The sequence below is a fragment of the Nocardioides sp. N13(2025) genome (assembly GCF_051912545.1).
GTDB lineage: Bacteria > Actinomycetota > Actinomycetes > Propionibacteriales > Nocardioidaceae > Nocardioides.
On sequence record NZ_CP196809.1, the window covers coordinates 1,497,737 to 1,522,261 of the forward strand.

The 24,525-nt window shown below is 69.8% G+C and carries 20 protein-coding genes and 1 tRNA gene; 17 read left to right on the forward strand and 4 right to left on the reverse strand.

Annotation, left to right across the window (positions count from 1 at the left end):
- Nucleotides 1-17: 17 nt before the first annotated feature.
- The 9 genes from ACS3YM_RS07150 to pyk all read left to right on the forward strand — a co-directional run bounded on the left by ACS3YM_RS07150 (nt 18) and on the right by pyk (nt 12,461).
- Nucleotides 18-218 carry an HGxxPAAW family protein gene (locus tag ACS3YM_RS07150; protein WP_439939381.1) on the forward strand — a complete coding sequence of 67 codons (201 nt, stop codon included), beginning with the start codon at nt 18-20 and terminating at the stop codon, nt 216-218.
- A 78-nt stretch (nt 219-296) separates the two neighbouring features.
- Nucleotides 297-1,094 (forward strand): indole-3-glycerol phosphate synthase TrpC, encoded by a 798-nt coding sequence (gene trpC / locus ACS3YM_RS07155; RefSeq protein ID WP_439939382.1) that lies wholly within the window; start codon nt 297-299, stop codon nt 1,092-1,094.
- Complete coding sequence (gene trpB / locus ACS3YM_RS07160) at nt 1,091-2,374, forward strand: tryptophan synthase subunit beta (protein ID WP_439939383.1); 1,284 nt, start codon at nt 1,091-1,093, stop codon at nt 2,372-2,374. Before trpC ends, trpB begins: the two co-directional genes overlap by 4 nt.
- A complete protein-coding gene (gene trpA / locus ACS3YM_RS07165) occupies nt 2,371-3,183 on the forward strand; it encodes a tryptophan synthase subunit alpha (protein WP_439939384.1) in 813 nt (270 codons plus the stop codon). The genes trpB and trpA overlap by 4 nt, the downstream gene beginning before the upstream one ends.
- Nucleotides 3,170-3,784: an SCO family protein gene (locus ACS3YM_RS07170; protein ID WP_439939385.1), complete on the forward strand. Its 615-nt coding sequence runs from the start codon at nt 3,170-3,172 to the stop codon at nt 3,782-3,784. Before trpA ends, ACS3YM_RS07170 begins: the two co-directional genes overlap by 14 nt.
- A gap of 8 nt (nt 3,785-3,792) precedes the next feature.
- A complete protein-coding gene (lgt, locus tag ACS3YM_RS07175) occupies nt 3,793-4,710 on the forward strand; it encodes a prolipoprotein diacylglyceryl transferase (protein ID WP_439939386.1) in 918 nt (305 codons plus the stop codon).
- A gap of 138 nt (nt 4,711-4,848) precedes the next feature.
- Nucleotides 4,849-9,423: a glutamate synthase large subunit gene (gltB, locus tag ACS3YM_RS07180; RefSeq protein WP_439939387.1), complete on the forward strand. Its 4,575-nt coding sequence runs from the start codon at nt 4,849-4,851 to the stop codon at nt 9,421-9,423.
- 41 nt (nt 9,424-9,464) lie between these two features.
- The gene (locus ACS3YM_RS07185) at nt 9,465-10,937 is read left to right on the forward strand and encodes a glutamate synthase subunit beta (protein ID WP_439939388.1); all 1,473 of its coding nucleotides are present in this window, start codon (nt 9,465-9,467) and stop codon (nt 10,935-10,937) included.
- A gap of 75 nt (nt 10,938-11,012) precedes the next feature.
- A complete protein-coding gene (pyk, locus tag ACS3YM_RS07190) occupies nt 11,013-12,461 on the forward strand; it encodes a pyruvate kinase (protein ID WP_439939389.1) in 1,449 nt (482 codons plus the stop codon).
- A 14-nt stretch (nt 12,462-12,475) separates the two neighbouring features.
- Here the strand turns inward: pyk and ACS3YM_RS07195 are convergent, their stop codons facing one another.
- Both ACS3YM_RS07195 and ACS3YM_RS07200 read right to left on the reverse strand, forming a co-directional pair.
- Nucleotides 12,476-12,859, reverse strand: coding sequence for a hypothetical protein (locus ACS3YM_RS07195; RefSeq protein ID WP_439939390.1), 384 nt, complete (start codon nt 12,857-12,859; stop codon nt 12,476-12,478).
- Nucleotides 12,860-13,290: 431 nt separating this feature from the next.
- A tRNA-Leu gene (locus tag ACS3YM_RS07200) sits at nt 13,291-13,376 on the reverse strand.
- 37 nt (nt 13,377-13,413) lie between these two features.
- On the opposite strand from ACS3YM_RS07200, the gene ACS3YM_RS07205 reads away from it, so the two are divergent.
- The 7 genes from ACS3YM_RS07205 to ACS3YM_RS07235 all read left to right on the forward strand — a co-directional run bounded on the left by ACS3YM_RS07205 (nt 13,414) and on the right by ACS3YM_RS07235 (nt 19,973).
- Complete coding sequence (locus ACS3YM_RS07205) at nt 13,414-14,055, forward strand: ANTAR domain-containing response regulator (protein WP_439939391.1); 642 nt, start codon at nt 13,414-13,416, stop codon at nt 14,053-14,055.
- 249 nt (nt 14,056-14,304) lie between these two features.
- Nucleotides 14,305-15,459: a branched-chain amino acid ABC transporter substrate-binding protein gene (locus tag ACS3YM_RS07210; RefSeq protein WP_439939392.1), complete on the forward strand. Its 1,155-nt coding sequence runs from the start codon at nt 14,305-14,307 to the stop codon at nt 15,457-15,459.
- Between the two features lie 93 nt (nt 15,460-15,552).
- Nucleotides 15,553-16,524 (forward strand): branched-chain amino acid ABC transporter permease, encoded by a 972-nt coding sequence (locus ACS3YM_RS07215; RefSeq protein ID WP_439939393.1) that lies wholly within the window; start codon nt 15,553-15,555, stop codon nt 16,522-16,524.
- Nucleotides 16,521-17,654: a branched-chain amino acid ABC transporter permease gene (locus ACS3YM_RS07220; RefSeq protein WP_439939394.1), complete on the forward strand. Its 1,134-nt coding sequence runs from the start codon at nt 16,521-16,523 to the stop codon at nt 17,652-17,654. Before ACS3YM_RS07215 ends, ACS3YM_RS07220 begins: the two co-directional genes overlap by 4 nt.
- Nucleotides 17,655-17,745: 91 nt before the next feature.
- Nucleotides 17,746-18,612 carry an ABC transporter ATP-binding protein gene (locus tag ACS3YM_RS07225; RefSeq protein ID WP_439939845.1) on the forward strand — a complete coding sequence of 289 codons (867 nt, stop codon included), beginning with the start codon at nt 17,746-17,748 and terminating at the stop codon, nt 18,610-18,612.
- A complete protein-coding gene (locus tag ACS3YM_RS07230) occupies nt 18,602-19,312 on the forward strand; it encodes an ABC transporter ATP-binding protein (protein ID WP_439939395.1) in 711 nt (236 codons plus the stop codon). The genes ACS3YM_RS07225 and ACS3YM_RS07230 overlap by 11 nt, the downstream gene beginning before the upstream one ends.
- Before the next feature lie 106 nt (nt 19,313-19,418).
- On the forward strand, nt 19,419-19,973 hold the full coding sequence (locus ACS3YM_RS07235; protein WP_439939396.1) for a GNAT family N-acetyltransferase: 555 nt from the start codon (nt 19,419-19,421) through the stop codon (nt 19,971-19,973).
- Between the two features lie 13 nt (nt 19,974-19,986).
- Here ACS3YM_RS07235 and ACS3YM_RS07240 read toward each other — a convergent pair whose 3' ends face one another.
- Nucleotides 19,987-20,340, reverse strand: coding sequence for a hotdog fold thioesterase (locus ACS3YM_RS07240; RefSeq protein WP_439939846.1), 354 nt, complete (start codon nt 20,338-20,340; stop codon nt 19,987-19,989).
- A 174-nt stretch (nt 20,341-20,514) separates the two neighbouring features.
- Here ACS3YM_RS07240 and polA point away from each other — a divergent pair, with 174 nt between their 5' ends.
- The gene (gene polA / locus ACS3YM_RS07245) at nt 20,515-23,217 is read left to right on the forward strand and encodes a DNA polymerase I (RefSeq protein WP_439939397.1); all 2,703 of its coding nucleotides are present in this window, start codon (nt 20,515-20,517) and stop codon (nt 23,215-23,217) included.
- 54 nt (nt 23,218-23,271) lie between these two features.
- Here the strand turns inward: polA and ACS3YM_RS07250 are convergent, their stop codons facing one another.
- Entirely contained in the window at nt 23,272-24,498 is a 1,227-nt protein-coding gene (locus tag ACS3YM_RS07250; RefSeq protein ID WP_439939398.1) for an oligosaccharide flippase family protein, read from the reverse strand.
- Between the last annotated feature and the right edge of the window lie 27 nt (nt 24,499-24,525).

A 24,525-nucleotide genomic window follows, 5' to 3' on the forward strand; every position in this document is an offset into this window, starting at 1 on the left:
ACGAAGGAGCACTCACCATGGCTGCTGGCCACGGCAACACCCCCGCTGCATGGATCGCGGTGGCGGTCGCGATGCTCGGCTTCGTCGTGGGCAGCGTCGCCCTGCTGCAGAGCCCTGTCAGCGAGGCCGTGCTGTGGATCGGCATCGTCATCGCGCTCGTCGCGTTCCCGCTGTTCCTCGTGCTGTCCAAGCTCGGCTTCAACAGCTCCGACCACTGAGACGAGGCCGGGTCCTTCCCGGTCCGACCACTGGGCACCACCCCCGAGCGGGCTGGGCCGGGGTGAGAGGCTGAGCGCATGCCTGCGACCGGTTCCGTGCTCGACGACATCGTCGCCGGAGCACGAGAAGACCTTGCGCGCCGTGAGGCGGCGCTGCCACTGTCCGAGCTGCTCGCGCACCTGGCCGACGCGCCCGCTCCGCGGGACCCGATGCCGCACTTCCGGGCCCGCGGCTCGAGCGTCATCGCCGAGGTGAAGCGGCGCAGCCCCAGCAAGGGCGCGCTGGCCGACATCCCCGACCCCGCCGTGCTCGCGGCGGCCTACGCCCGCGGCGGCGCAGCCGCCATCTCGGTGCTCACCGAGGAGCGTCGCTTCGGCGGGAGCCTCGCCGACCTGCGCGCGGTCCGCGCCGCGGTGGAGACGCCGATCCTGCGCAAGGACTTCATCGTCGAGACCTACCAGCTCGTCGAGGCGCGCGCGGCCGGCGCCGACCTCGCGCTGCTCATCGTGGCGGCCCTCGACGACGACACCCTGCGTCGGCTGCACGACGAGGCCGGCGAGCTGGGCCTGACCGTGCTGGTCGAGGTGCACGACGAGACCGAGGTCGAGCGGGCACTGGCCCTGGACCCCGAGCTGATCGGCGTCAACAGCCGCAACCTCAAGACTCTCGAGGTCGACCCCGACGTGTTCGGCCGCCTCGCTCCGCAGATCCACGCCGACGTGGTCAAGGTGGCCGAGAGCGGCATCACCGGCGTCGCCGACGTCGAGCGCTTCGTGTCCGAGGGCGCGGGCGTGGTCCTGGTGGGCGAGGCGCTGGTCAAGGACGGCGACCCGGAGGCCGCCGTACGAACGATGACAGGAGTGACGGCACCGTGAGCCAAGGGACGAGCCGGTCCACCCGGTACGACGCCGACGAGCGCGGCTACTTCGGCGACACCTGGGGCGGGCGCTTCATGCCCGAGGCCCTCGTCGCCGCGCTGGACGAGCTGACCGTGGCGTGGCAGGACGCGATGGCCGACGACGCCTTCGTCGGTGAGTTCGAGCGCGTGCTGCGTGACTACGCCGGCACCCCGAGCCGGCTCTACCACGCCGAGCGCCTCTCCGCAGCGGTCGGTGCCCGCGTGCTGCTCAAGCGCGAGGACCTCAACCACACCGGCGCCCACAAGATCCGCAACGTGATGGGCCAGGCCCTGCTCACCAAGCGGATGGGCAAGACGCGGGTGATCGCGGAGACCGGGGCCGGGCAGCACGGGGTCGCCAGCGCGACGGCGGCGGCGTGGTTCGACCTCGACTGCACGGTCTACATGGGCGCCGTCGACACCCGCCGCCAGGCGCTCAACGTCGCCCGGATGCAGCTCCTCGGCGCCAAGGTCGTCCCGGTCGAGTCCGGCAGCGCGACCCTCAAGGACGCCATCAACGAGGCGCTGCGCGACTGGGTCGCGAGCGTCGACCACACGGCGTACCTCTTCGGCACCGCCGCCGGGCCGCACCCCTTCCCGAGCATGGTGCGCGACTTCTGCCGCGGCATCGGCGACGAGGCCCGTGAGCAGTGCCTCGAGCAGTACGGCGTCCTCCCGGACGCGGTCGCGGCGTGCGTCGGCGGCGGGTCCAACGCGATCGGCCTCTTCACCGCGTTCCTCGAGGACGAGGGCGTCGAGATCCACGGCTTCGAGCCGGGCGGCGACGGCGTGGAGACCGGGCGCCACGCGGCCACGATCCACGCCGGCGAGGCCGGCGTCCTGCACGGCGCGCGCACCTACGTGCTGCAGGACGAGGACGGCCAGACCGTCGAGTCGCACTCGATCTCGGCCGGCCTGGACTACCCGGGCGTCGGCCCGCAGCACTCGTGGCTCGCGGCCACCGGGCGGGCGTCGTACACCCCGGTCACCGACGCCGAGGCCATGGACGCCATGGCCCTGCTGAGCCGCACCGAGGGCATCATCCCGGCGATCGAGTCCGCGCACGCCGTCGCCGGTGCGCTCGAGGTCGCGAAGCGCCTCGGGCAGGAGAAGGGCCCCGACGCGACGATCATCGTCAACCTGAGCGGGCGCGGCGACAAGGACATGGGCACCGCGATCGAGTGGTTCGGCCTGGGCGACGCCGAGGCAGGACCCGACACCGACCTCGAGCAGGCCGCAGAGGAGGCCGCGCAGTGACGTCGACGAGCACCTCGGCAGCCTTCGAGAAGGCGCGCGCCGAGGACCGTGCTGCCCTGATCGGCTACCTCCCGGCGGGCTACCCGAGCGTCGAGGGGTCGATCAGGGCCCTCCGCACGATGGTCGAGGCCGGCTGTGACGCGATCGAGATCGGGATGCCCTACAGCGACCCGGTGATGGACGGCCCGACCATCCAGGCCGCCGCCCAGCACGCACTCGACGCGGGCGTCCGCACGCGCGACGTCCTCGAGGTGGTCGCGGCCGTCGCGAGCACGGGTGCGCCGACCCTCGTGATGACCTACTGGAACCCGGTCGAGCGTTACGGCGTCGAGCGTTTCGCCGCCGACCTGGCCGGGGCCGGGGGAGCCGGGCTGATCACGCCCGACATCACGCCCGACTACGGATCGGAGTGGATCACCGCTGCGGACGAGCACGACCTCGACAAGGTCTTCCTCGTCGCGCCCAGCTCGACCGACGAGCGCGTCGCGATGACCGCCGCCGCCAGCCGCGGCTTCGTCTACGCGGCAGCCGTCATGGGTGTCACGGGTGCCCGCGACGCCACCTCCGACCTCGCCGGCCCGCTGGTCCGGCGCGTGCGCGCGAGCGGGGACATCCCGGTCGCCGTCGGGATCGGGGTCAGCAACGGCGACCAGGCTGCCGAGGTGGCGTCCTACGCCGACGGGGTGATCGTCGGGTCGGCGTTCGTGCGCTGCCTCCTCGACCACGAGGGCGACGAGGCCGCCGGCCTCGAAGCGCTGCGGGCGCTGACCGCGGACCTCGCCGAGGGCGTACGCCGTGGCCGGGGGTAGGGCTGCCCTCACGGCGTCGCTGGTCGGCCTGCTCGGGCTGCTCACCGCGTGCGGGAGCGGTGGCGGTGCGTCGCCGGCGGAGCTCACCGGCACACCGCTCGACCCGCCCTTCGAGGTCTCCTCGACACCGCTGGTCGACACCGACGGGGCGGCGTACAGCCTCACCGAGGACACCGACAAGGACCTGACCCTCGTCTTCTTCGGCTACACCAACTGCCCCGACATCTGCGGCCAGGTGATGGCGACGCTGGCGGGCACGCTCGCGCGGCTCGACGACGCCCAGCGGGACGACGTCGACGTGGTCTTCGTGACCACCGACCCGGCCCGCGACGACGAGGCCGTGGTCGAGGACTACGTCAGTGCCTTCGACCCGAGCATCATCGGGCTCACCGGCGACCTCGACGACATCATCGAGATCGGTCGCAGCATGGCCGTCGCGGTCGACGAGGGGCAGAAGCTGCCCAGCGGTGGCTACGAGGTGACCCACGGCACCCAGGTCCTCGCCGTCGACGGCGACGACGAGGTGCCGGTCTTCTGGAAGGCGGACGTGTCGCAGGCGCAGCTGGCCCACGACGTCACGATGTTGCTCGACCAAGGATGATGCTCCCCATGCTGCCTGCACTGCCCCTCGTGGAGTCCCCGCTGGTGACCCTCCTGTCGATCCCCAGCCCGGCCGAGGGCGTGTGGCACCTCGGTCCCTTGCCGATCCGCGCCTACGCGCTCTGCATCATCCTCGGGATCGTCTTCGCGATCTGGTGGGGGGAGCGGCGCTGGATCGCGCGCGGCGGTCTGCCCGGGGAGGTCAGCGACCTCGCCATCTGGGCGGTCCCGTTCGGGCTGGTGGGCGGCCGGCTCTACCACGTGATCACGGACTGGCACCTCTACTTCGGCGAGGACCGCAACCCGGTCACCGCGCTCTACGTCTGGCGCGGCGGCCTCGGCATCTGGGGTGCGATCGCGCTGGGCGCGCTCGGTGTGTGGATCGGCGCGCGGCTGCGCGGCATCAAGCTGCTCCCGCTGCTGGACGCGCTCGCGCCCGGCGTGCTCGTCGCGCAGGCCGTGGGCCGGTGGGGCAACTGGTTCAACCAGGAGCTCTACGGCCGCCCCACCGACCTGCCGTGGGGCCTCGAGATCGACGTCGCGCACCGGCCGTCGCAGTACCTCGACGTGACGACGTTCCACCCCACGTTCCTCTACGAGTGCCTGTGGAACCTGGCTGCCTTCGCCGTGCTCATCTGGCTCGACCGCCGGTTCCGCCTGGGCCACGGACGCGTGCTCGCCCTCTACGTGATGCTCTACACGGCCGGGCGCGCCTGGATCGAGAACATGCGCATCGACGACGTCCAGATGGACGACGTCCTCGGGCTGCGGCTCAACGTGTGGACCTCGATCGTGCTGTTCGTCCTGGCTGCGCTGTTCTTCCTGTGGTCGGCGAAGCGACACCCCGGCCGCGAGGAGGTCGTGCGCACGCGCGAGCCCCGGCGCGACGAGGCGGACGAGCACGAGACCGTCGATCCCACGGCCTGAAACGGCGTCTCACCGGCAGCCCCGGCCGGTGATAGATTCCACCTTGCTCGGGCCAACGTCGTCCCCAGCGGTAACGCCCACCCCCCGTGACCTGCCAGCCGTTCGCGCTGGTGCGCCGGGACGACGACGGGAGAACCAGTGTCTTCGACGCACGCGTTCCCGCCGAGCTTCCCTCCTCCGCAGGGTCTGTACGACCCTCGCCACGAGAAGGACGCCTGTGGTGTCGCCATGGTGGCGACCCTGACGGGAGAGCCGAGCCACGACATCGTGGCCAAGGCCCTCACGGCCCTGCGCAACCTCGACCACCGCGGTGCCGCCGGCGCGGAGGTCAACTCCGGTGACGGCGCCGGGATCCTGCTCCAGGTGCCCGACGCGTTCCTCCGCGACGTGGTCGACTTCGAGCTGCCGCCGGCACGCGCGTACGCCGTGGGCACCGCCTTCCTGCCCGGCGACGAGGACGCGGTCGCCAAGGCCCGTCAGCGCATCGAGGAGATCGCTGACGAGGAGGGCCTCGCCGTCCTCGGCTGGCGCGAGGTCCCGGTGGACGGCTCGAGCCTCGGTGCGACCGCACGCAGCGTGATGCCGAGCTTCGCGCAGGTCTTCGTGGCCGGCAAGGGCGCCCGGGTGAGCGGCATGGCGCTGGAGCGCCTCGCCTTCTGCCTGCGCAAGCGCGCGGAGTCCGAGACCGACGTCTACTTCCCGTCGCTCTCCTCCCGAACCCTTGCCTACAAGGGCATGCTCACCACCGACCAGCTCGACCAGGTCTTCCCCGACCTGACCGACGAGCGCGTCGCCTCGGCGATGGCCGTCGTGCACTCGCGCTTCTCGACCAACACGTTCCCCAGCTGGCCGCTGGCCCACCCGTTCCGCTTCATCGCGCACAACGGCGAGATCAACACGGTCATGGGCAACCGCAACTGGATGCGCGCCCGCGAGGCGCTGCTCGAGAGCGACCTCATCCCGGGTGACCTCGAGCGGCTGTTCCCGATCTGCACCCCCGGGGCGTCGGACTCTGCATCGTTCGACGAGGTCCTGGAGCTGCTGCACCTCGCCGGCCGCTCGCTGCCGCACGCGGTGCTGATGATGATCCCGGAGGCCTGGGAGAACCACCGTGAGATGGACGCCCAGCGCCGGGCGTTCTACGAGTTCCACTCCATGCTGATGGAGCCGTGGGACGGACCTGCGTGCGTCGTGTTCACCGACGGCACGCAGATCGGCGCAGTGCTCGACCGCAACGGGCTGCGCCCCTCCCGCTACTGGGTCACCGACGACGGCCTCGTGGTGCTCGCCTCGGAGGTCGGCGTGCTCGACCTCGACCCCGCCACCGTGGTGCGCAAGGGCCGCCTCCAGCCCGGCCGCATGTTCCTGGTGGACACCGAGGAGCACCGGATCATCGAGGACGAGGAGGTCAAGAGCCAGCTCGCCGCGGAGCACCCGTACGACGAGTGGCTGCACGCCGGCCTGATCCACCTCGACGACCTCGACGACCTCGAGCACATCGTCCACACGCACTCCTCGGTCACCCGGCGCCAGCAGGTGTTCGGCTACACCGAGGAGGAGCTGCGGCTCCTGCTGAGCCCGATGGCCAACACCGGCGGCGAGGCGCTCGGCTCCATGGGCACCGACACCCCGATCGCGGCGCTCAGCGACAAGCCTCGCCTGCTGTTCGACTACTTCTCCCAGCTGTTCGCGCAGGTGACGAACCCGCCGCTCGACGCGATCCGCGAGGAGCTGGTCACCTCGTTGAGCGGCTCCATCGGGCCCGAGGCCAACCTGCTGCACCCCACGCCGGCCTCGTGCCGCCAGATCGTGCTGCCGTTCCCGGTGTTCTCCAACGACGACCTGTCCAAGATCCGCCACATCAACCGCAACGGCGACATGCCGGGCTTCCAGGTGCACATCGTGCGCGGGCTCTACGAGGTCGACGGGGGAGGGCAGGCCCTGTCCGCCCGGCTCGACGAGCTGTGCGCCGAGGTCTCCGCGGCGATCGCCGACGGAGCGCGCATCATCGTGCTCTCGGACCGCCACTCCACCGCCGAGCTCGCGCCGATCCCGTCGCTGCTGCTCACCGGTGCCGTCCACCACCACCTCGTCCGCGAGAAGACCCGCACCCAGGTGGGCCTGCTGGTCGAGGCCGGCGACGTCCGCGAGGTGCACCACGTGGCGCTGCTCGTCGGCTACGGCGCGGCCGCGGTCAACCCCTACCTCGCCATGGAGTCGGTGGAGGACCTCGCCCGCGAGGCCTACTACGTCAAGGTCGACCCCGAGAAGGCCGTCGCCAACCTCATCAAGGCGCTCGGCAAGGGCGTGCTCAAGGTGATGTCCAAGATGGGCGTCTCGACGGTCGCGTCCTACACCGGCGCCAAGATCTTCGAGTCCGTCGGCCTGTCGCACGACGTCATCGACCGCTACTTCACCGGGACGACCTCCAAGCTCGGCGGCATCGAGCTCGCCACCATCGCCGAGGAGGTGGCGCGCCGCCACGCGGTGGCGTACCCCCGGGGCGGCATCTCGCCGGCGCACCGCGAGCTCACCATCGGCGGCGAGTACCAGTGGCGCCGCAGCGTGAAGGGGGATGCCGAGCCGCACCTCTTCGACCCGGAGACGGTGTTCCGGCTGCAGCACTCCACGCGCACCGGCAGCTACGACATCTTCAAGCAGTACACCCACCGCGTCGACGAGCAGTCGCAACGGTTGATGACGCTGCGCGGGCTCTTCACCTTCAAGGACGGCGTGCGCGCACCCGTGGACATCGACGAGGTCGAGCCCGTCTCGGCCATCGTCAAGCGTTTCTCCACCGGCGCCATGTCCTACGGCTCGATCAGCAAGGAGGCGCACGAGACGCTCGCCATCGCCATGAACCGGCTGGGCGGGAAGTCCAACACCGGTGAGGGTGGCGAGGATCCCGACCGGTTGTACGACCCCGAGCGCCGCTCGTCGATCAAGCAGGTCGCGTCGGGTCGGTTCGGCGTGACCTCGGAGTACCTCACCAACGCCGACGACATCCAGATCAAGATGGCGCAGGGTGCCAAGCCCGGTGAGGGCGGCCAGCTGCCCGGCCACAAGGTCTACCCGTGGGTGGCCAAGACCCGGCACTCCACGCCGGGCGTCGGCCTGATCAGCCCGCCGCCGCACCACGACATCTACTCGATCGAGGACCTGGCGCAGCTGATCCACGACCTCAAGAACGCCAACCCGTCCGCGCGCATCCACGTGAAGCTCGTGTCCGAGGTCGGCATCGGCACGGTCGCGGCCGGCGTCTCCAAAGCCCACGCCGACGTGGTGCTCGTCTCCGGGCACGACGGCGGCACCGGTGCCTCGCCGCTCACCTCCCTCAAGCACGCGGGTGGTCCGTGGGAGCTCGGCCTGGCCGAGACGCAGCAGACGCTGCTCCTCAACGGGCTGCGGGACCGGATCGTGGTGCAGGCCGACGGCCAGCTCAAGACCGGCCGGGACGTCGTCATCGCGGCCCTGCTCGGCGCCGAGGAGTACGGCTTCGCGACCGCGCCGCTGGTCGTCAGCGGGTGCATCATGATGCGGGTCTGCCACCTCGACACCTGCCCGGTGGGCGTGGCGACCCAGAACCCGGTCCTGCGCGAGCGCTTCAGCGGCAAGGCCGACTACGTCGTGAACTTCTTCGAGTTCATCGCCCAGGAGGTCCGCGAGCTGCTGGCCGAGCTGGGCTTCCGCAGCCTCGACGAGGCCATCGGCCAGGTCGGCGTGCTCGACGTCGCCGAGGCGGTCGACCACTGGAAGGCCTCGGGGCTCGACCTCACCCCGATCCTCCACCAGGCCTCGGCCCACGGGGAGTTCGGCCAGTTCGAGGGCCAGGACCTGCGCAACACCCGGACGCAGGACCACGGCCTCGACAAGGCGCTCGACAACGAGCTGATCGCCATCGCGGCACCGGCGCTGGAGTCCGGCGAGCCGGTCCGTGCGCAGGTCGCCATCCGCAACGTGAACCGGACGGTCGGCACGATGCTCGGCCACGAGGTCACCAAGCGCTACCGCGGCGAGGGCTTGCCCGAGGGCACGATCGACATCACGCTGACCGGTTCGGCCGGCCAGTCGTTCGGCGCCTTCGTGCCGCGCGGGATCACCCTGCGGCTGGAGGGGGACGCCAACGACTACGTCGGCAAGGGCCTGTCAGGCGGCAGGATCGTCGTACGCCCCGACCGGGCGGCGACCTTCGAGGCCGCCGAGCAGATCATCGCGGGCAACACGATCGGCTACGGCGCCACGGCGGGGCACATCTTCCTCAGCGGGCGCGCGGGCGAGCGGTTCTGCGTGCGCAACTCCGGCGCGAGTGCAGTGGTCGAGGGCGTGGGCGACCACGGCTGCGAGTACATGACCGGCGGCGTCGTCGTCGTGCTCGGTCCGACGGGGCGCAACTTCGCGGCCGGGATGTCCGGTGGCTACGCGTTCGTCCTCGACCTCGACGAGAACCGCGTCAACCGCGAGCTGGTCGAGCTGGCACCGGTGACCGGTGCGGGCGCCGAGGAGCTCAAGTCCCTGGTCGAGCAGCACGCCGAGGAGACCGGATCGGCAGTGGCTGCCGCGCTGCTCGCCGACTGGGACGCATCCCTGGCTCGCTTCACCGAGGTGATGCCCAGCGACTTCAAGCGTGTGCTCGAGGCTCGCGAGGAGGCCCTCGAGGAGGGTCTCGACGAGGACGAGGCAGCCGCCCGGATCATGGAGGTCCTCCATGGCTGACCTGACGACCGACCACCGTGACGCGAAGAAGGTGAACCAGCATGGCTGACCCCAAGGGCTTCCTGAAGCACGGCCGCGAGGTCGCCACGCGGCGTGACGTCGCCGAGCGGGTGCACGACTGGAACGAGGTCTACCCCGACGGGATCGGCCGCGCGTTGCTGCCGATCATCAACACCCAGGCCGGACGCTGCATGGACTGCGGCATCCCGTTCTGCCACCAGGGCTGCCCGCTGGGCAACATCATCCCGGAGTGGAACGACCTGGTCTGGCGTGACGACTGGGACGGCGCGATGGACCGTCTCCACGCGACCAACAACTTCCCGGAGTTCACCGGCCGCCTGTGCCCGGCCCCGTGCGAGACGGCGTGCGTCCTCGGCATCAACCAGGACCCGGTGACCATCAAGAACGTCGAGGTCTCGATCATCGACCGCGCCTGGGGCTCGGGCTACGTCCGCCCGCAGCCGCCGGAGTGGCTCTCGGGTAGAACCGTGGCCGTGATCGGCTCCGGACCGGCCGGGCTGGCAGCCGCGCAGCAGCTCACCCGCGCCGGGCACACCGTGGCCGTCTACGAGCGGGCCGACAAGATCGGCGGCCTGCTGCGCTACGGCATCCCCGAGTTCAAGATGGAGAAGAAGCACCTCGACCGGCGCCTCGATCAGATGCGCAGGGAGGGCACGGTCTTCCGGGCCGGGGTCGACGTGGGCGGGGACCTCACCGGTCCGCAGCTGCTCGCCCGCTACGACGCGGTGGTGCTCGCGATGGGCGCCACCGATGCCCGCGACCTGCCGGTCCCGGGCCGCGAGCTCGGCGGCATCCACCAGGCGATGGAGTTCCTGCCGCAGGCCAACCGCACCTCGCTCGGCGAGGAGGTGGAGGGCCAGATCCTCGCGACCGGCAAGGACGTCGTCATCATCGGTGGCGGCGACACCGGTGCCGACTGCCTCGGCGCCTCGATCCGCCAGGGCGCGCGCTCGATCACGCAGCTCGAGATCATGCCGCAGCCCGGTGAGGACCGTCCCGAGGGCCAGCCGTGGCCGACGTACCCCATGACGTTCCGCGTCTCCTCGGCGCACGAGGAGGGTGGCGACCGGGTCTACGCCGTCTCGACGCAGGAGTTCGTGGGCGACGCCGACGGCAACGTCGCCGCGCTCCGGCTCGTCGAGGTCGACGCGAAGTTCCAGCCCGTCGAGGGCACCGAGCGGGAGATCCCGGCCCAGCTGGTGCTCCTCGCCATGGGCTTCGTGGGTCCCGAGCGGAGCCGCCCCGAGGGTCCGGGCCTGATCGACCAGCTCGAGGTGGAGCTCGACGAGCGCGGCAACGTGCGCCGCGACGAGACGTACGCCTCGTCCGTCCCGGGCGTCTACGTCGCCGGCGACGTGGGCCGCGGCCAGTCGCTGATCGTGTGGGCCATCGCGGAGGGCCGCAGCGCGGCCGCCTCCGTCGACGCCTACCTGACCGGCTCGACCACGCTGCCCGCGCCGATCAAGCCGCACGAGCGACCCCTGGTCGTCTGACCGCGCGTTCCAGCATGTCCAGCTGGCGGGAGCGGCCTTGCTTGGATCGTTCCAATATCCGCTAGGCTGAGGCACGTGCGTAGAGCCAAGATCGTCTGCACCCTCGGCCCCGCGGTGAACACCCCGGAGGGGATCCGATCCCTCGTCGAGGCGGGCATGGATGTCGCCCGCCTCAACATGAGCCACGGCGCGTACGCCGACCACGAGGCCGTCTACCGGATGGTGCGCGAAGCCTCCGACGAGACCGGTCACGCCATCGGGATCTTCGCTGACCTCCAGGGTCCGAAGATCCGGTTGGAGACCTTCGGCGACGGGCCCGTGAAGCTCAAGAAGGGCGCCACCTTCACGATCACCACCCGCGACGTGGTCGGTGACGCGAAGCAGTGCGGCACGACCTACAAGGGGCTGCCGGGCGACGTGCAGCCCGGCGACCCGCTGCTCATCGACGACGGCAAGGTACGGCTGAAGGTGACGTCGGTCGACGACACCGACGTCGTCACCGAGGTCGTCGTGCCCGGCAAGGTCTCCAACAACAAGGGGATCAACCTGCCCGGCGTCGCCGTGTCCGTGCCTGCGCTGTCGGACAAGGACACCGAGGACCTGCGGTGGGCGTTGCGTCTAGGGGTCGACTTCATCGCCCTCAGCTTCGTGCGCAGCGCGGCCGACGCCGAGGACGTCCGCGCGGTCATGCGCGAGGAGGACGTCTTCGTCCCGGTGATCGCGAAGATCGAGAAGCCGCAGGCGCTGGCCAACATCGACGAGATCGTCGACGCCTTCGACGGCATCATGGTCGCCCGCGGCGACCTCGGCGTGGAGTGCCCGCTGGAGGACGTGCCGATCCACCAGAAGCTCATCATCGACAAGGCCCGCCGCAACGCCAAGCCCGTCATCGTCGCCACCCAGATGCTCGAGTCGATGATCAGTGCGCCCGCGCCGACCCGCGCCGAGGCGAGCGACGTCGCCAACGCGGTCCTCGACGGTGCTGACGCGGTCATGCTGTCCGGCGAGACGAGCGTGGGGGAGTACCCCATCGTCGCGGTGGAGACGATGGCCCGGATCGTGGAGTCGACCGAGGACCACGGCCTCTCGCACATGGCCGCAGTGACCTGGGAGCCCCACACCCGGGGCGGCATCATCGCCAAGGCGGCCGCACAGGTCGCCGAGTCCGTCGGTGCCAAGTATCTCGTCGCCTTCACGGCGAGTGGCGACTCCGCGCGGCGGCTCTCCCGCTTTCGAGGATCCATCCCGGTGCTGGCGTTCACCACCACCGACCGGGTGCGCTCCCAGCTGTCGATGTCGTGGGGCGTGGAGACCTTCAAGATGTCCGACGTCGAGCACACCGATGAGATGGTGCGGCAGGTCGACGAGGCGTTGCTGGACATCGGCCGGGTCAAGGAGGGCGACCTCGTGGTGATCATCGCCGGCAGCCCGCCCGGCATCCCCGGCTCGACCAACGCGCTCCGGATCCACCGGATGGGTGACGCGATCAACGGGGCCGCGCCGGCCTACCGCCGTCCACGCTGAGCCGGTACCCGTGATCAGGTCTTCGGACCGATCAGCTCGTCGAGCCTCGCGACCGCCTCGCGGCGGGAGACCGAGACGGCCCGCGGCGCCGACCTCCGCCACTCCACGGCAGCGAGGTCGAGCGCCCACGTGCACAGACCGAGGATGTCCTCGGACGCGTTGACGAACTGCCAGCGCCCGTAGTCGTACCGCTTCTTCTCACCGGCGACGCGCCGCGTGGCCCAGTTGGAGACACGGCACCCGTCGGAGTGGAAGAGCCCGCGCAGGAAGTCGGCCGGGAATGCGCACACGATGTCGGCCTGCCAGCCCTCGAGCCCGATCGGTCGCTCGTGCTTGCGACCCGGCCCGTGCTGCGGGAACAGGCACGGCCAGTGCTTCCAGGAGACCGTGGTGATCACCGCTCCAGGAACCTGGCGAGTGTGAGGCCTGCCAGAGGGCTTGACGCTCGCCATGAGCTTCAACAAGTGAGCGTTCAGATTCGTGTACCTGGCGTCGTTGACCACATGCAGGTTGAACACGCCGCGACGACCCAGGGTGATGTGACCGTCGCCGAGATACCAGCCGAGCAGCTCGGCGTACGCATCACCTTGGAGCGGCGCCCCATCGCATCGTGGACACGGCGGCGCAAGATGCGTCTGGCCTCGAGGCTGGCCCTGACGTTGATAGAGGCGCCGCCAGCGGCGAATGGTCTTGACTGCGACCCCGTGCAGCGCGGCGTTGTCTGCGTCGCGCATCCCGTTGTCGGAGCACGCCAAGGCGGAGTCGACGACAGCTTGGGGACGGACGTGGGGCACATCCCGAGAATGACCTGCACCACCGACAGCCTGCTTGGTGCCGGGTGCGGGATTCGAACCCGCACGCCCTTTCGGACAATGAGGTTTGAGCTCATAGCGTCTGCCATTCCGCCAACCCGGCTAGGTGGCCACACCGTATCGGAACTAGCCTTGCCGACGTGACACAGCCCGCCGCCGACCAGCCCGAACCCGTCCGCCCCTCTGACGTACGCCGTGTCGTGATCGCCGAGGACGAGGCCCTCATCCGGATGGACCTCGCGGAGATGCTCGGCGAGGAGGGCTACGAGGTCGTCGGCCAGGCCGGCGACGGCCAGCGGGCGATCGAGCTCGCCCGTGAGCTGCGCCCCGACCTGGTCATCCTGGACGTGAAGATGCCCGTGCTCGACGGAATCGCGGCGGCCGAGGCCATCGCGAGCGAGCGCATCGCGCCCGTCGTGATCCTGACTGCGTTCTCGCAGCGTGACCTCGTGGCCCGGGCCCGCGACGCCGGCGCGATGGCCTATCTCGTCAAGCCGTTCCAGCGGGGCGACCTGGTGCCGGCCATCGAGATGGCGGTGAGCCGTTACGCCGAGATCACGCTGCTCGAGCGAGAGGTCTCCGACCTCCAGGAGTCCCTCGCGACCCGCAAGTCGGTGGACCGGGCGAAGGGCGTGCTGCAGGAGCAGCTCAGCCTCAGCGAGCCCGACGCGTTCCGCTGGATCCAGAAGACCGCGATGGACCTGCGCCTGTCGATGAAGCAGGTGGCCGACGGCGTCGTGGAGCACGGGGTGGCCGGTCTGGGCGCCGGCGACGGCGCCTGAGACAGACCAACCGCAGCGTGCGGACGGCCCTTCGCCGCAGATCTGACGGCGCATTGAGAGGTGCGCCGTCGAAACCGTTGGTGACACGCCAGGTTTCCGCTTTGTTTCCGGTACGGACCGGTTGGTCACGAAACGGCAACGGCACGCGACTCAGGCCCCGCAATCGTGTCCCACGCCACATCCATGGTGTTAGGTTTCCGCGCACGAGGCTGCCGAGGTGGACAGCCCATATGAACAACGGAGGGATCCATGATCCGCTCATCCAAGACGTGGCAGCTTGTCGCGTTGTCGGCAGTCGCCGGCCTGGCGCTCAGCGCCTGCGGCACGACCGACACCGGCGGCGGCAGCGACGCCGGCGGCGGCGACTGCAACTTCAAGATCGGTGTGATGGGCGCGCTGTCAGGCGCCAACGCCAGCATCGTCCTTCCGTCGGTGGACGGCGCCGAGCTCGCACTCAAGCAGTGGGACAACGAGGACTGCGAGGTCACCATCGAGAAGTTCGACACCGAGGGCGACCCGGCCAAGGCGACCCCGGTGGCGACCCAGATCGCCGGTGACGACTCGTTCATCGGTGTCATCGGTGGTGCCTTCTCCGGTGAGACGCGTGCGACCAAGGCCATCTACGGTGACGCGGGTGTCACGATGGTCAGCCAGTCCGCGACCGCGACGGACCTCACCCAGGACGACCCGTCCCCGGTGTTCCACCGCCTGGTTCCCTACGACGACTACCAGGGCGCGGCGATCGCCAAGTACCTGACCGACGAGCTGGGCGCCAAGAAGGTGTTCGTCGTCGACAACTCCGAGGCCTACGGTGAGCCCCTGGCCGACCGTGTCGAGGAGACCCTCGGCGACGCGATGGTGCAGCGCGACAAGACGCAGGTCGGCCAGACCGACTTCGCCCCGACCATCTCCAAGATGGAGTCGGCCAAGCCCGACGCCGTCTTCTACGGTGGTTACATCGCCGAGGCCGCGCCGCTGCTCAAGCAGATGCGCGACGCCGGCATCGACGCCCCCTTCGTCGGTGGTGACGGCCTCTACGGCTCCGACTTCGGCAAGGCCGTCGGCGACGCCGGCGAGGGCGCCGTCGTGATGTGCCCCTGCGCCCCGATCGAGGAGGACAGCACCTTCGCTGCCGACTACGAGGAGGAGTTCGGCTCGGCTCCGGGCGCCTACGCTGCCGAGGGCTTCGACGCGATGAGCGTCTTCCTCGCTGCGCTGGACGACGGTGCGCGCACCCGCGAGGACGTCGAGGCATTCGTCGACGGCTACACCGGTGACGGCCTCAGCAAGGAGATCTCGTTCGACGAGAACGGTGACGTCCCGAAGGACAAGGTCTCCTACTGGGCGTACAAGAACGAGGGTGGCACGCTGACGCCTGAGGTCGAGGTCAAGCCCGAGGGCTGATCGAGGCACCATGCATGACACCGCGGGGGCGGCCGGACTCGGCCGCCCCCGCTCCATGGGCCCGCACAGGGCCGCAATCTGGGAGGGCCCTGAGTGGACTTCGATGCCCTGATCAACGGGTTGGACCGTCACACGCTTGACGGCATCACCCGTGGATCCATCTACGCGCTCGTCGCGCTCGGCTACACCATGGTGTACGGCGTGATGAAGCTGATCAACTTCGCCCACTCCGAGGTGTTCATGGTGGGCACCTGGACCGTGCTGGGCGTCTACACCGTGATCGGTGCACATGCGGGCATGGGTCTCGGCATGGTCATCGGGGCCACCTTGCTCGCCCTCCTGGCAGCCATGCTGGCCTCCGCGGGCACCGCCCTGGCCGTGGAGCGGATCGCCTACCGCCCGCTCCGCAAGAAGGGCGCCCCGCCCCTCATCTTCCTGATCACCGGCATCGGCTGCTCGATGGTGCTCGTGGAGACCTTCGGCCAGGTGCTCAAGGTCTTCTTCGGCGCGCCCTTCGGTCGTGTGCTGGTCAACGTGCCCCCGATCCTGCAGACCAAGGTGGTCTTCACGATCCCGGGCGTCGACCTGGCCGTGACCAACACGCGCCTGATCATCATCTTTGGCGCGATCGCCATGATGGTGGCGCTGGACTTCTTCGTGAACAAGAGCCGGCTGGGGCGCGGTGTCCGCGCCGTCGCGCAGGACGCCGACACCGCATCGCTGATGGGTGTCAACCAGGACCGCGTGATCATGCTGGTCTTCGTCCTCGGTGGAGCCATGGCCGGTGTGGCCGCGCTGCTCTTCACCATCCAGTACGACAGCACGAAGTTCGACATCGGCTTCATCATCGGCGTCAAGGCGTTCACCGCCGCCGTGCTGGGTGGCATCGGCAACCTGAGAGGTGCCCTCATCGGAGGCCTGGTGCTCGGAGTCGTCGAGGTCTACGCCTCGACCGTCTGGGACTCCAGCTGGGCCGACGTGACGGCCTTCATCGTGCTGGTCCTGGTGCTGATGTTCCGCCCCACCGGCCTCCTCGGTGAATCCCTCGGAAAGGCGCGAGCATGAGCACCATCACCCAGTACACCAACCAGCTGCGCGACCGCCTCGGCGTGTTCCCCTCGTGGGTCCGGGCACTCCTGATGCTGCTCGTGGTGGCCTTCGCCTTCTACCTGCCCTACCTGAACATCCTCCCGTTCGCCTACATCCGGACCGACCTGTCGGCCACCGGCACCGACTGGGCGAGCGTGCTGTTCCTGGTCGTGATCTACATGATCGTCGCGGTCGGCCTGAACGTCGTGATCGGCCTGGCCGGCCTGCTCGACCTCGGCTACGTCGGCTTCTACGCCCTCGGCGCCTACTCCGTCGCACTCTTCGGGTCCACGTCGTCACCTGTGGTCGAGGCCATCCAGTCGAAGTTCGGGCTCTCCGAGGAGTGGGCGGTCCCGTTCGCGATCTGCGTGCCGATCGCGATGGCGATGGCGCTCATCGCCGGCGTGATCCTGGGCGCGCCGACCCTGCGACTGCGCGGCGACTACCTGGCCATCGTGACCATGGGGTTCGGCGAGATCATCCGGATCTGTGCCCGCAACCTCGACAACGTGACCAACGGCGCCGCCGGCATCACCAACGTCCCGGTGCCACCCGGCCCCAAGATGGACGGGCGCGAGTTCTTCAACGTCTCCGAGCCGGAGCGGTGGTACTGGCTGGCGCTCGTGGTCCTGATCATCTTGATCTGGATGGCGAAGCGTCTCGAGAACAGCCGTGTCGGACGTGCCTGGCTGGCGATCCGCGAGGACGAGGACGCGGCGGCGATCATGGGCGTGGCTGCGTTCAAGTACAAGCTGTGGGCCTTTGCCATCGGCGCCACACTGGGCGGCATGGCCGGACTCCTGTTCGGGAGCAAGCAGCAGTACGTCGAGCCCAACGGCTTCATGCTCAACCTCTCGTTCCTCTTCGTGGCGATGGTCGTCATCGGCGGCTCGGGCAACATCCTGGGTGTGCTGATCGGTGCCTTCCTGCTCACCTACCTCCCGGAGCGGTTCCGCGAGTTCCAGGAGTGGCGCCCGTTCGCCTTCGGTGTCGCGCTGGTCGCGGTGATGATCCTGCGTCCGCAGGGTCTGGTCCCGAGCAGACGAAGGGCACGAGAATTCGAGGACCGCAAGGTCGAAGCCGAGGAGGCTGCAGCCGATGCCTGACGAGAACCCCGCCACCCCGACCACGGCCGGCACCCCGGCCGACAGGCCCGTCACGGTGGCACCCGACACCTCCGACCACGACCTGCTCAGCATGGACGTCGGCACGGAGGGCGAGACGCTCCTCGAGATCGACCACGTCACCTTGAAGTTCGGCGGTGTGGTGGCGCTCAACGACGTCGACTTCTCCATCAAGCGTGGCGAGATCCTGGGCCTGATCGGCCCCAACGGCGCCGGCAAGACGACCTGCTTCAACGTGATGACGGGCGTCTACACCCCCACCTCGGGCGTGGTGCGCTTCAACGGCAAGGAGATCAGCGGCCGCAAGCCCCACCAGATCAACCACCTGGGCATTGCGCGTACGTTCCAGAACATCCGGCTCTTCCCGGAGATGTCGGCGCTCGAGAACGTCATGGTCGGCTGCGACGCCCGACACAAGACGAGCGTGCTCGGCGCGCTCTTCCGGGCATACCGGATGCGACCCCAGGAGCACCAGCTCCCGGACAACCCGCTGAAGCGGAGCCTGGCCCGGGTCTTCGGCATGAGCCGCCACACCCTGGAGGAGCGCAGTGGTCGCGAGCGCAGCATGGAGCTGCTCAAGTTCGTGGGCATCGCGGATCGCGCGCACGAGCTGTCGCGCAACCTCCCCTACGGCTACCAGCGGCGCCTCGAGATCGCGCGCGCACTTGCCACGGAGCCCCAGCTGCTCTGCCTGGACGAGCCGGCAGCAGGCTTCAACCCGGCGGAGAAGGAGGACCTCATGGACCTCATCCGCCGGATCCGCGACCTGGGGCACACGGTCCTGGTCATCGAGCACGACATGAAGCTGGTCCTGGGTGTCACCGACCGGATCGTGGTGCTCGAGTTCGGCCAGAAGATCGCTGAAGGGACGCCCGACGAGGTCGCCCACAACCCGAAGGTCATCGCCGCCTACCTGGGAGAGCCTGACGATGCTGCTTGAGCTGCACGACGCCGTACTCAGCTACGGGAAGATCGAGGCCCTCCACGGGATCAGCCTCGAGGTCGCCGAGGGGGAGGTGGTCGCCCTCATCGGTGCCAACGGTGCCGGCAAGACCTCGACCATGCGCGCCCTCTCCGGCGTGCGCGGGTTGTCCTCGGGCAGCGTGGTCTTCGACGGCGAGGAGGTCACCAAGCTGCGCGCCGACCAGCGGCTGCGCAAGGGCCTGGTGCTGTGCCCTGAGGGTCGCGGGATCTTCCCGGGCATGACGGTCACCGAGAACCTCAACATGGGCGCCTACACCCGCAAGGACAAGGCGGCCATGGAGGAGGACTACGAGCGGGTGTTCGGTCTCTTCCCGCGTCTGCTCGAGCGCAAGAAGCAGGTCGCGGGCACGATGTCGGGCGGTGAGCAGCAGATGCTGGCCATCGGACGGGCGCTGATGTCGCGTCCCAAGCTGCTCATGCTCGACGAGCCGTCGATGGGTCTCGCGCCGATGCTGATCCAGCAGATCTTCGACATCATCACCGAGATCGCCGGGCAGGGCACGACGATCCTCGTCGTGGAGCAGAACGCCAAGCAGGCGCTGTCGCGGGCCGATCGGGCGTACGTCCTGGAGACCGGGCGGATCGTCAAGGGCGGGACCGGCGCGGAGCTTCTCGACGATCCGACGGTGCGCGAGGCCTACCTCGGCGTAGCCTGATCCGAGTGCCGGGCGATAGGGTCGCCCGGGTGTGGTGCCGCATGGAGTCGGCAGGGGGCCACTGTGGGTGCTCGAGGAAAGTGGTGGGTCGATGAGTCGGACGCCGGTGACCGTTCGCGCGGCAGAGCCGTCGGACGTCGCGTCCCTGCGTGAGCTGTGGAGCGACATCCTGCGCAAGGGCGGTCTCGACGAGCAGCTCGCCGACATCGGCCGCGTGGTCTCGACGGCTCGCGAGCGCGACGACCAGTGCGTGGCGGTGGCCGAGATCGACGGCGAGGTCGTCGGCGCGGTCTACCTCGAGGCGACGACGTTCACGCCGCTCAACCTCGAGCCCGCCGTCCTCGCGGTGTCGCCGCACGTCTTCCAGCAGTTCCGTCGCAAGGGTGTCGGGAGCGCGTTGATGGAGGCGGCCTGCCGCTTCGCCGACCAGCACGGGATCACCCACATCCAGACCGCAGCCGCAGCCGAGGCGCGCGACGCCAACCGCTTCATGGCGCGGCTGTCGTTCGCGCCGCAGGCGATGCTGCGCGCGGCGACCACGAGTGCCGTACGTGCACGGCTCCCGCAGTCGCGGCAGGTCACCCAGGCGGCCACCAGCAAGCAACGGATCGACCGGGTCCTCGCGGCGCGCCGCATCCGGCGCGAGCGCGTCCCCGGCTGAGCCGCGCCCGACCTCAGCCCTTCGGCGCGTCGAGCAGCGCGCAGGTGATGCGCGACGTGCAGACCCGCCGGCCGTCCTCGTCGGTGATCACGACGTCGTACGACGTCGAGGACCGACCCAGGTGGATGGCGGTCGCGACCCCGGTGACCAGTCCCGCGGTCGCCGAGCGATGGTGGGTGGCGTTGATGTCGACACCGACCGCGATCTTCGCGGGGTAGGCGTGGACCGCAGAGCCGATCGACCCGAGCGTCTCGGCGAGCACGACGGAGGCACCGCCGTGGAGGAGCCCGAAGGGCTGGGTGTTGCCCTCGACAGGCATGGTGGCGACCACCCGCTCCGCCGAGACCTCGACGAGCTGCACGCCCATCTTGTCGTTGAGCCTGCCGTTGCCGTCCGGAAGGAACCCGAGGAGCTCCTCGATGGTCAGGTCGGCGAGAGATGCGGGCGTGGTCGGGGGAGTCGGGCTCATGGCGCCCATTCTGCCGAGGGGCGCGTCGTTCCCCGACGTGGGGATGTCGGTGGCGGCGGATAGAGTCGGCGCGTGCCTGGAACGAGTGAGCAGTCCCGTCCCCGCCTCCTGTTGCTCGACGGCCACTCACTGGCCTACCGGGCGTTCTTCGCACTGCCGGTGGAGAACTTCGCGACCGCCTCGGGACAGCACACCAACGCGGTCTACGGCTTCACCTCGATGCTGGTCAACGTCCTGCGCGACGAGGTGCCGACCCACGTCGCAGTGGCCTTCGACAAGTCGCGGCAGACCTTCCGGCTGGAGCAGTACAGCGACTACAAGGCCAAGCGCAACAAGACGCCCGACGAGTTCGGCAGCCAGCTGCCGCTGATCCGTCGGGTGCTCGACGCGCTGCGCATCCAGCACCTGTCGATGGAGGGCTACGAGGCGGACGACATCATCGCCACGCTCGCCACCCAGGGGCTCGCCGAGGGCATGGAGGTCCTGATCATGACGGGGGACCGCGACTCCATCCAGCTGGTCACCGAGCACTCGACCGTGCTCTACACGATGCGCGGCGTGAGCGACCTGGCGCGACTCACCCCGGCCGCCGTGCAGGAGAAGTACGGCGTCCCGCCCCACCGCTACCCCGAGCTCGCCGCCATCGTCGGCGAGACCTCCGACAACCTCCCGGGCGTGCCCGGCGTCGGCCAGGGCTATGCCGCGAAGTGGATCAACCAGTTCGACGGCCTCGACAACGTCATCGCCCGCGCGGACGAGATCACGGGCAAGAAGGGCGAGGCCCTGCGCGCCCACCTCGGCGACGTCATCCGCAACCGCCGGCTCAACGCGCTCGTGTGCGACCTGACGCTGCCGGTGCGTCCCGACGGCCTGGTGCGCCAGCCGTGGAACCGCACCGAGGGCCTCGAGCTCCTCGACGAGCTGGAGTTCCGCGGCGAGCTCCGCACCCGCCTGCTCGACACGATCGATCCCGAGCCCGCGGACGTGGCATCGGCCGAGTCGGGGTTCGAGCTCGACGGCCGGCGGCTGGGCCCGGGCGAGGTCGCGGCCTGGCTCGCGGAGCACGCCCCGGCGGGCGTACGCGTGGGGGTGGCGGTGCAGGGCACCTGGCGCGCAGGCACGGGCGACGTGCACTCGCTCGCCGTCGCCACCGCGGACGGGCAGGCGGCCTGGATCGACGCCGCCGACCTCGTCCCCGACGACGACGCCGCAGTCAGCACGTGGCTCGCGGACCCCGCACGCCCCAAGGCCGTCCATGACGCCAACGGCCCGAGCCTGGCACTCGCCGCCCGCGGGTGGCAGCTCGCCGGGCTCGAGGTCGACACGGCCCTCGCGGCCTACCTCGTCCAGCCCGACCAGCGCTCCTACGACCTCGCTGACCTGACGCTGCGCTACCTCAAGCGCGAGCTCCGCCAGGACGTCAGCGACGCCGACCAGCTCAGCTTCGACGCGATCGACGACACCACGGCCAGCGACACGGCGATGCTGACGGCGCGCGCGGTCCTCGACCTCGCCGACGCGCTCGACGGCGCGGTGGAGGAGCACGGCGGCACGCGCCTCCTCAGCGAGGTGGAGCTCCCGCTGATCGGCACGCTGGTCCGGATGGAGCAGGTCGGCATCGCGGTCGACACCGACTACCTCGAGGGGCTCGAGTCCGAGTTCGGCGACCAGGTCCGCACCGCGGCGACCGACGCCTACGACGTGATCGGCAAGGAGATCAACCTCGGGTCGCCCAAGCAGCTGCAGGTCGTGCTCTTCGACGAGCTCGACATGCCCAAGACCAAGCGCACCAAGACCGGCTACACGACCGACGCCGACGCGCTGCAGGCCCTCTTCGAGAAGACCGAGCACCCGTTCCTGCAGCACCTGCTGCGCCACCGCGACGTGATCCGGCTGCGCCAGACGGTCGAGGGGCTGCTGAAGACGGTCGCCCCGGACGGTCGGATCCACACGACCTACAACCAGATCATCGCCGCGACGGGCCGGCTGTCCAGCACCGACCCCAACCTCCAGAACATCCCGATCCGCACCGAGGCCGGTCGCCGGATCCGCGAGGGCTTCGTGGTGGGCGAGGGCTACGAGTCCCTGATGACGGCCGACTACAGCCAGGTCGAGATGCGGATCATGGCCCACCTGTCCGAGGACGCGCTGCTGATCGAGGCGTTCCGCTCCGGACAGGACTTCCACTCGATGACGGCTGCGCGCGTCTTCGACGTCGACGCCGCCGACGTCAGCACCGAGCAGCGCGCCAAGATCAAGGCGATGAACTACGGCCTCGCCTACGGCCTGTCCGCGTTCGGCCTGTCGCAACAGCTGCGGATCGACACCTCCGAGGCACGCGGGCTGATGGACGAGTACTTCGAGACCTTCGGCGGCGTGCGCGACTACCTCGGCGGCATCGTCGACGAGGCGCGTCGTTCGGGCTTCACCGAGACGATCCTGGGCCGTCGGCGCTACCTCCCCGACCTGACGAGCGACAACCGGCAGCGTCGTGAGACGGCCGAGCGGATGGCGCTCAACGCCCCGATCCAGGGCTCGGCCGCCGACCTGGTCAAGGTCGCCATGCTGGGCGTCGAGCGGGCGCTGGCCGAGCAGGGACTCCGCTCCCGCATGCTCCTCCAGGTCCACGACGAGCTCGTGTTCGAGGTCGCGCCGGGCGAGGCCGACCCGCTCGCCCGGCTGGTGCGTGCCGAGATGGGCGGCGCCGCCGACCTGGCGGTGCCGCTCGACGTGTCGATCGGCACCGGGCGCAGCTGGCACGACGCCGCTCACTGAGCGCTCGAGCGCCGGCGGCGGTAACCCAGCGGTCATTTCAGGTCGGTACGTCGCTCACGGCGTCGGCTGCCTCGCGAGGCGCCAGCTGGCTCCCGTCAGAACGACGAGCAGGGCGGCGTCGACGACGACGACAGACGCCACCAGGCCGATGACCGACTCCGTCTGCAAACCAAGCACGACCAACGCCCCCAGGGCACCCCAGAGGAGCACGACGGAACGTCGACCTTGGCGGGCCAGCACGGCGTACACCTGCAGCTGCAGCATCGCCAGCACCGTGCCGAGCAGGGCGAAGACCCACAGAAGGTCCTTGACCTCGCCGAACTCGGCGCCGCCGACGAAGATCATCGCCACCCCGGACAGCAGCTTGGCAGCGACGACCGCCAGGACGCCCAGCACGCCGATCGCCACCAGGCTGCGGACCAGCGCGCGCTGCCGGCTCTCCGGCGTCGCCATGTCCGGGAAGGCGACCACCACCACGAACTGGGGGAGGAACAGCATCACCTTGGCCATGATCAGCCCGGCGGCGTACAGGCCGGCGTCGTGGTCGGTGAGCACCTGACGCGCCATGACAATGTCGACGCCCGAGAGAGCGAAGTAGGCGAAGAGCACCTGGGCGTTGTGCGTGCTCTCGACGAGGAGTGAGCGCGTGGAGTGCTCCGGCATGGCCTGCTCTGGAGTACGGCGCGTCCGAAGGGCCCACCAGCCGACGATGACCGGGAAGAGGAAGCCGATGCCGACGCCGAGGATCGCGCTGGTGGCGTCCGGGCGCCACAGGATGATCGCCGTGCCGATGACCAGGCGGGGGAGGCCCCCTGCGAGGTAGAAGACTGCCAGGGCGCCCCATCGCCGTTCGCCCTGGAGGATCCCGGCCTGGCCGCCGGCGAGGGTGAGTGGCACCGTCGCAAGCGCCACAAGCGCGGCTGTGATCAGGTTGTCGAGGTTCAGGAGGACATTGATCGCTGGGATGAGCAGGACCATCAGGAGACCCACGCCGAGGGCCACCTTGATCGTCATCGACAGGATCGCGTGCTCGATCGCCGCGACGTGGCTGCGGTCGACGGCGATGCGGCGGGCCGCCGTCGCCTGGATCCCGAGCGCCGCCACCTGGACGACGATCAGCAGGCTGAGACAGGCGACGAATGCGCCGTACTGACTGGGCCCGATGATCCGGGCGGCCAGCATGGTGAACCCGTAGGTCGCCACGTTCATCACGCTGGTGGCCACGGCGACCGCGCTGCCGTCGAAGACGCGTCGGCTGCGTCCGGTGGTCGAAGCGGTCACTGCCGCATCCTAGGTCGACCGGATCGC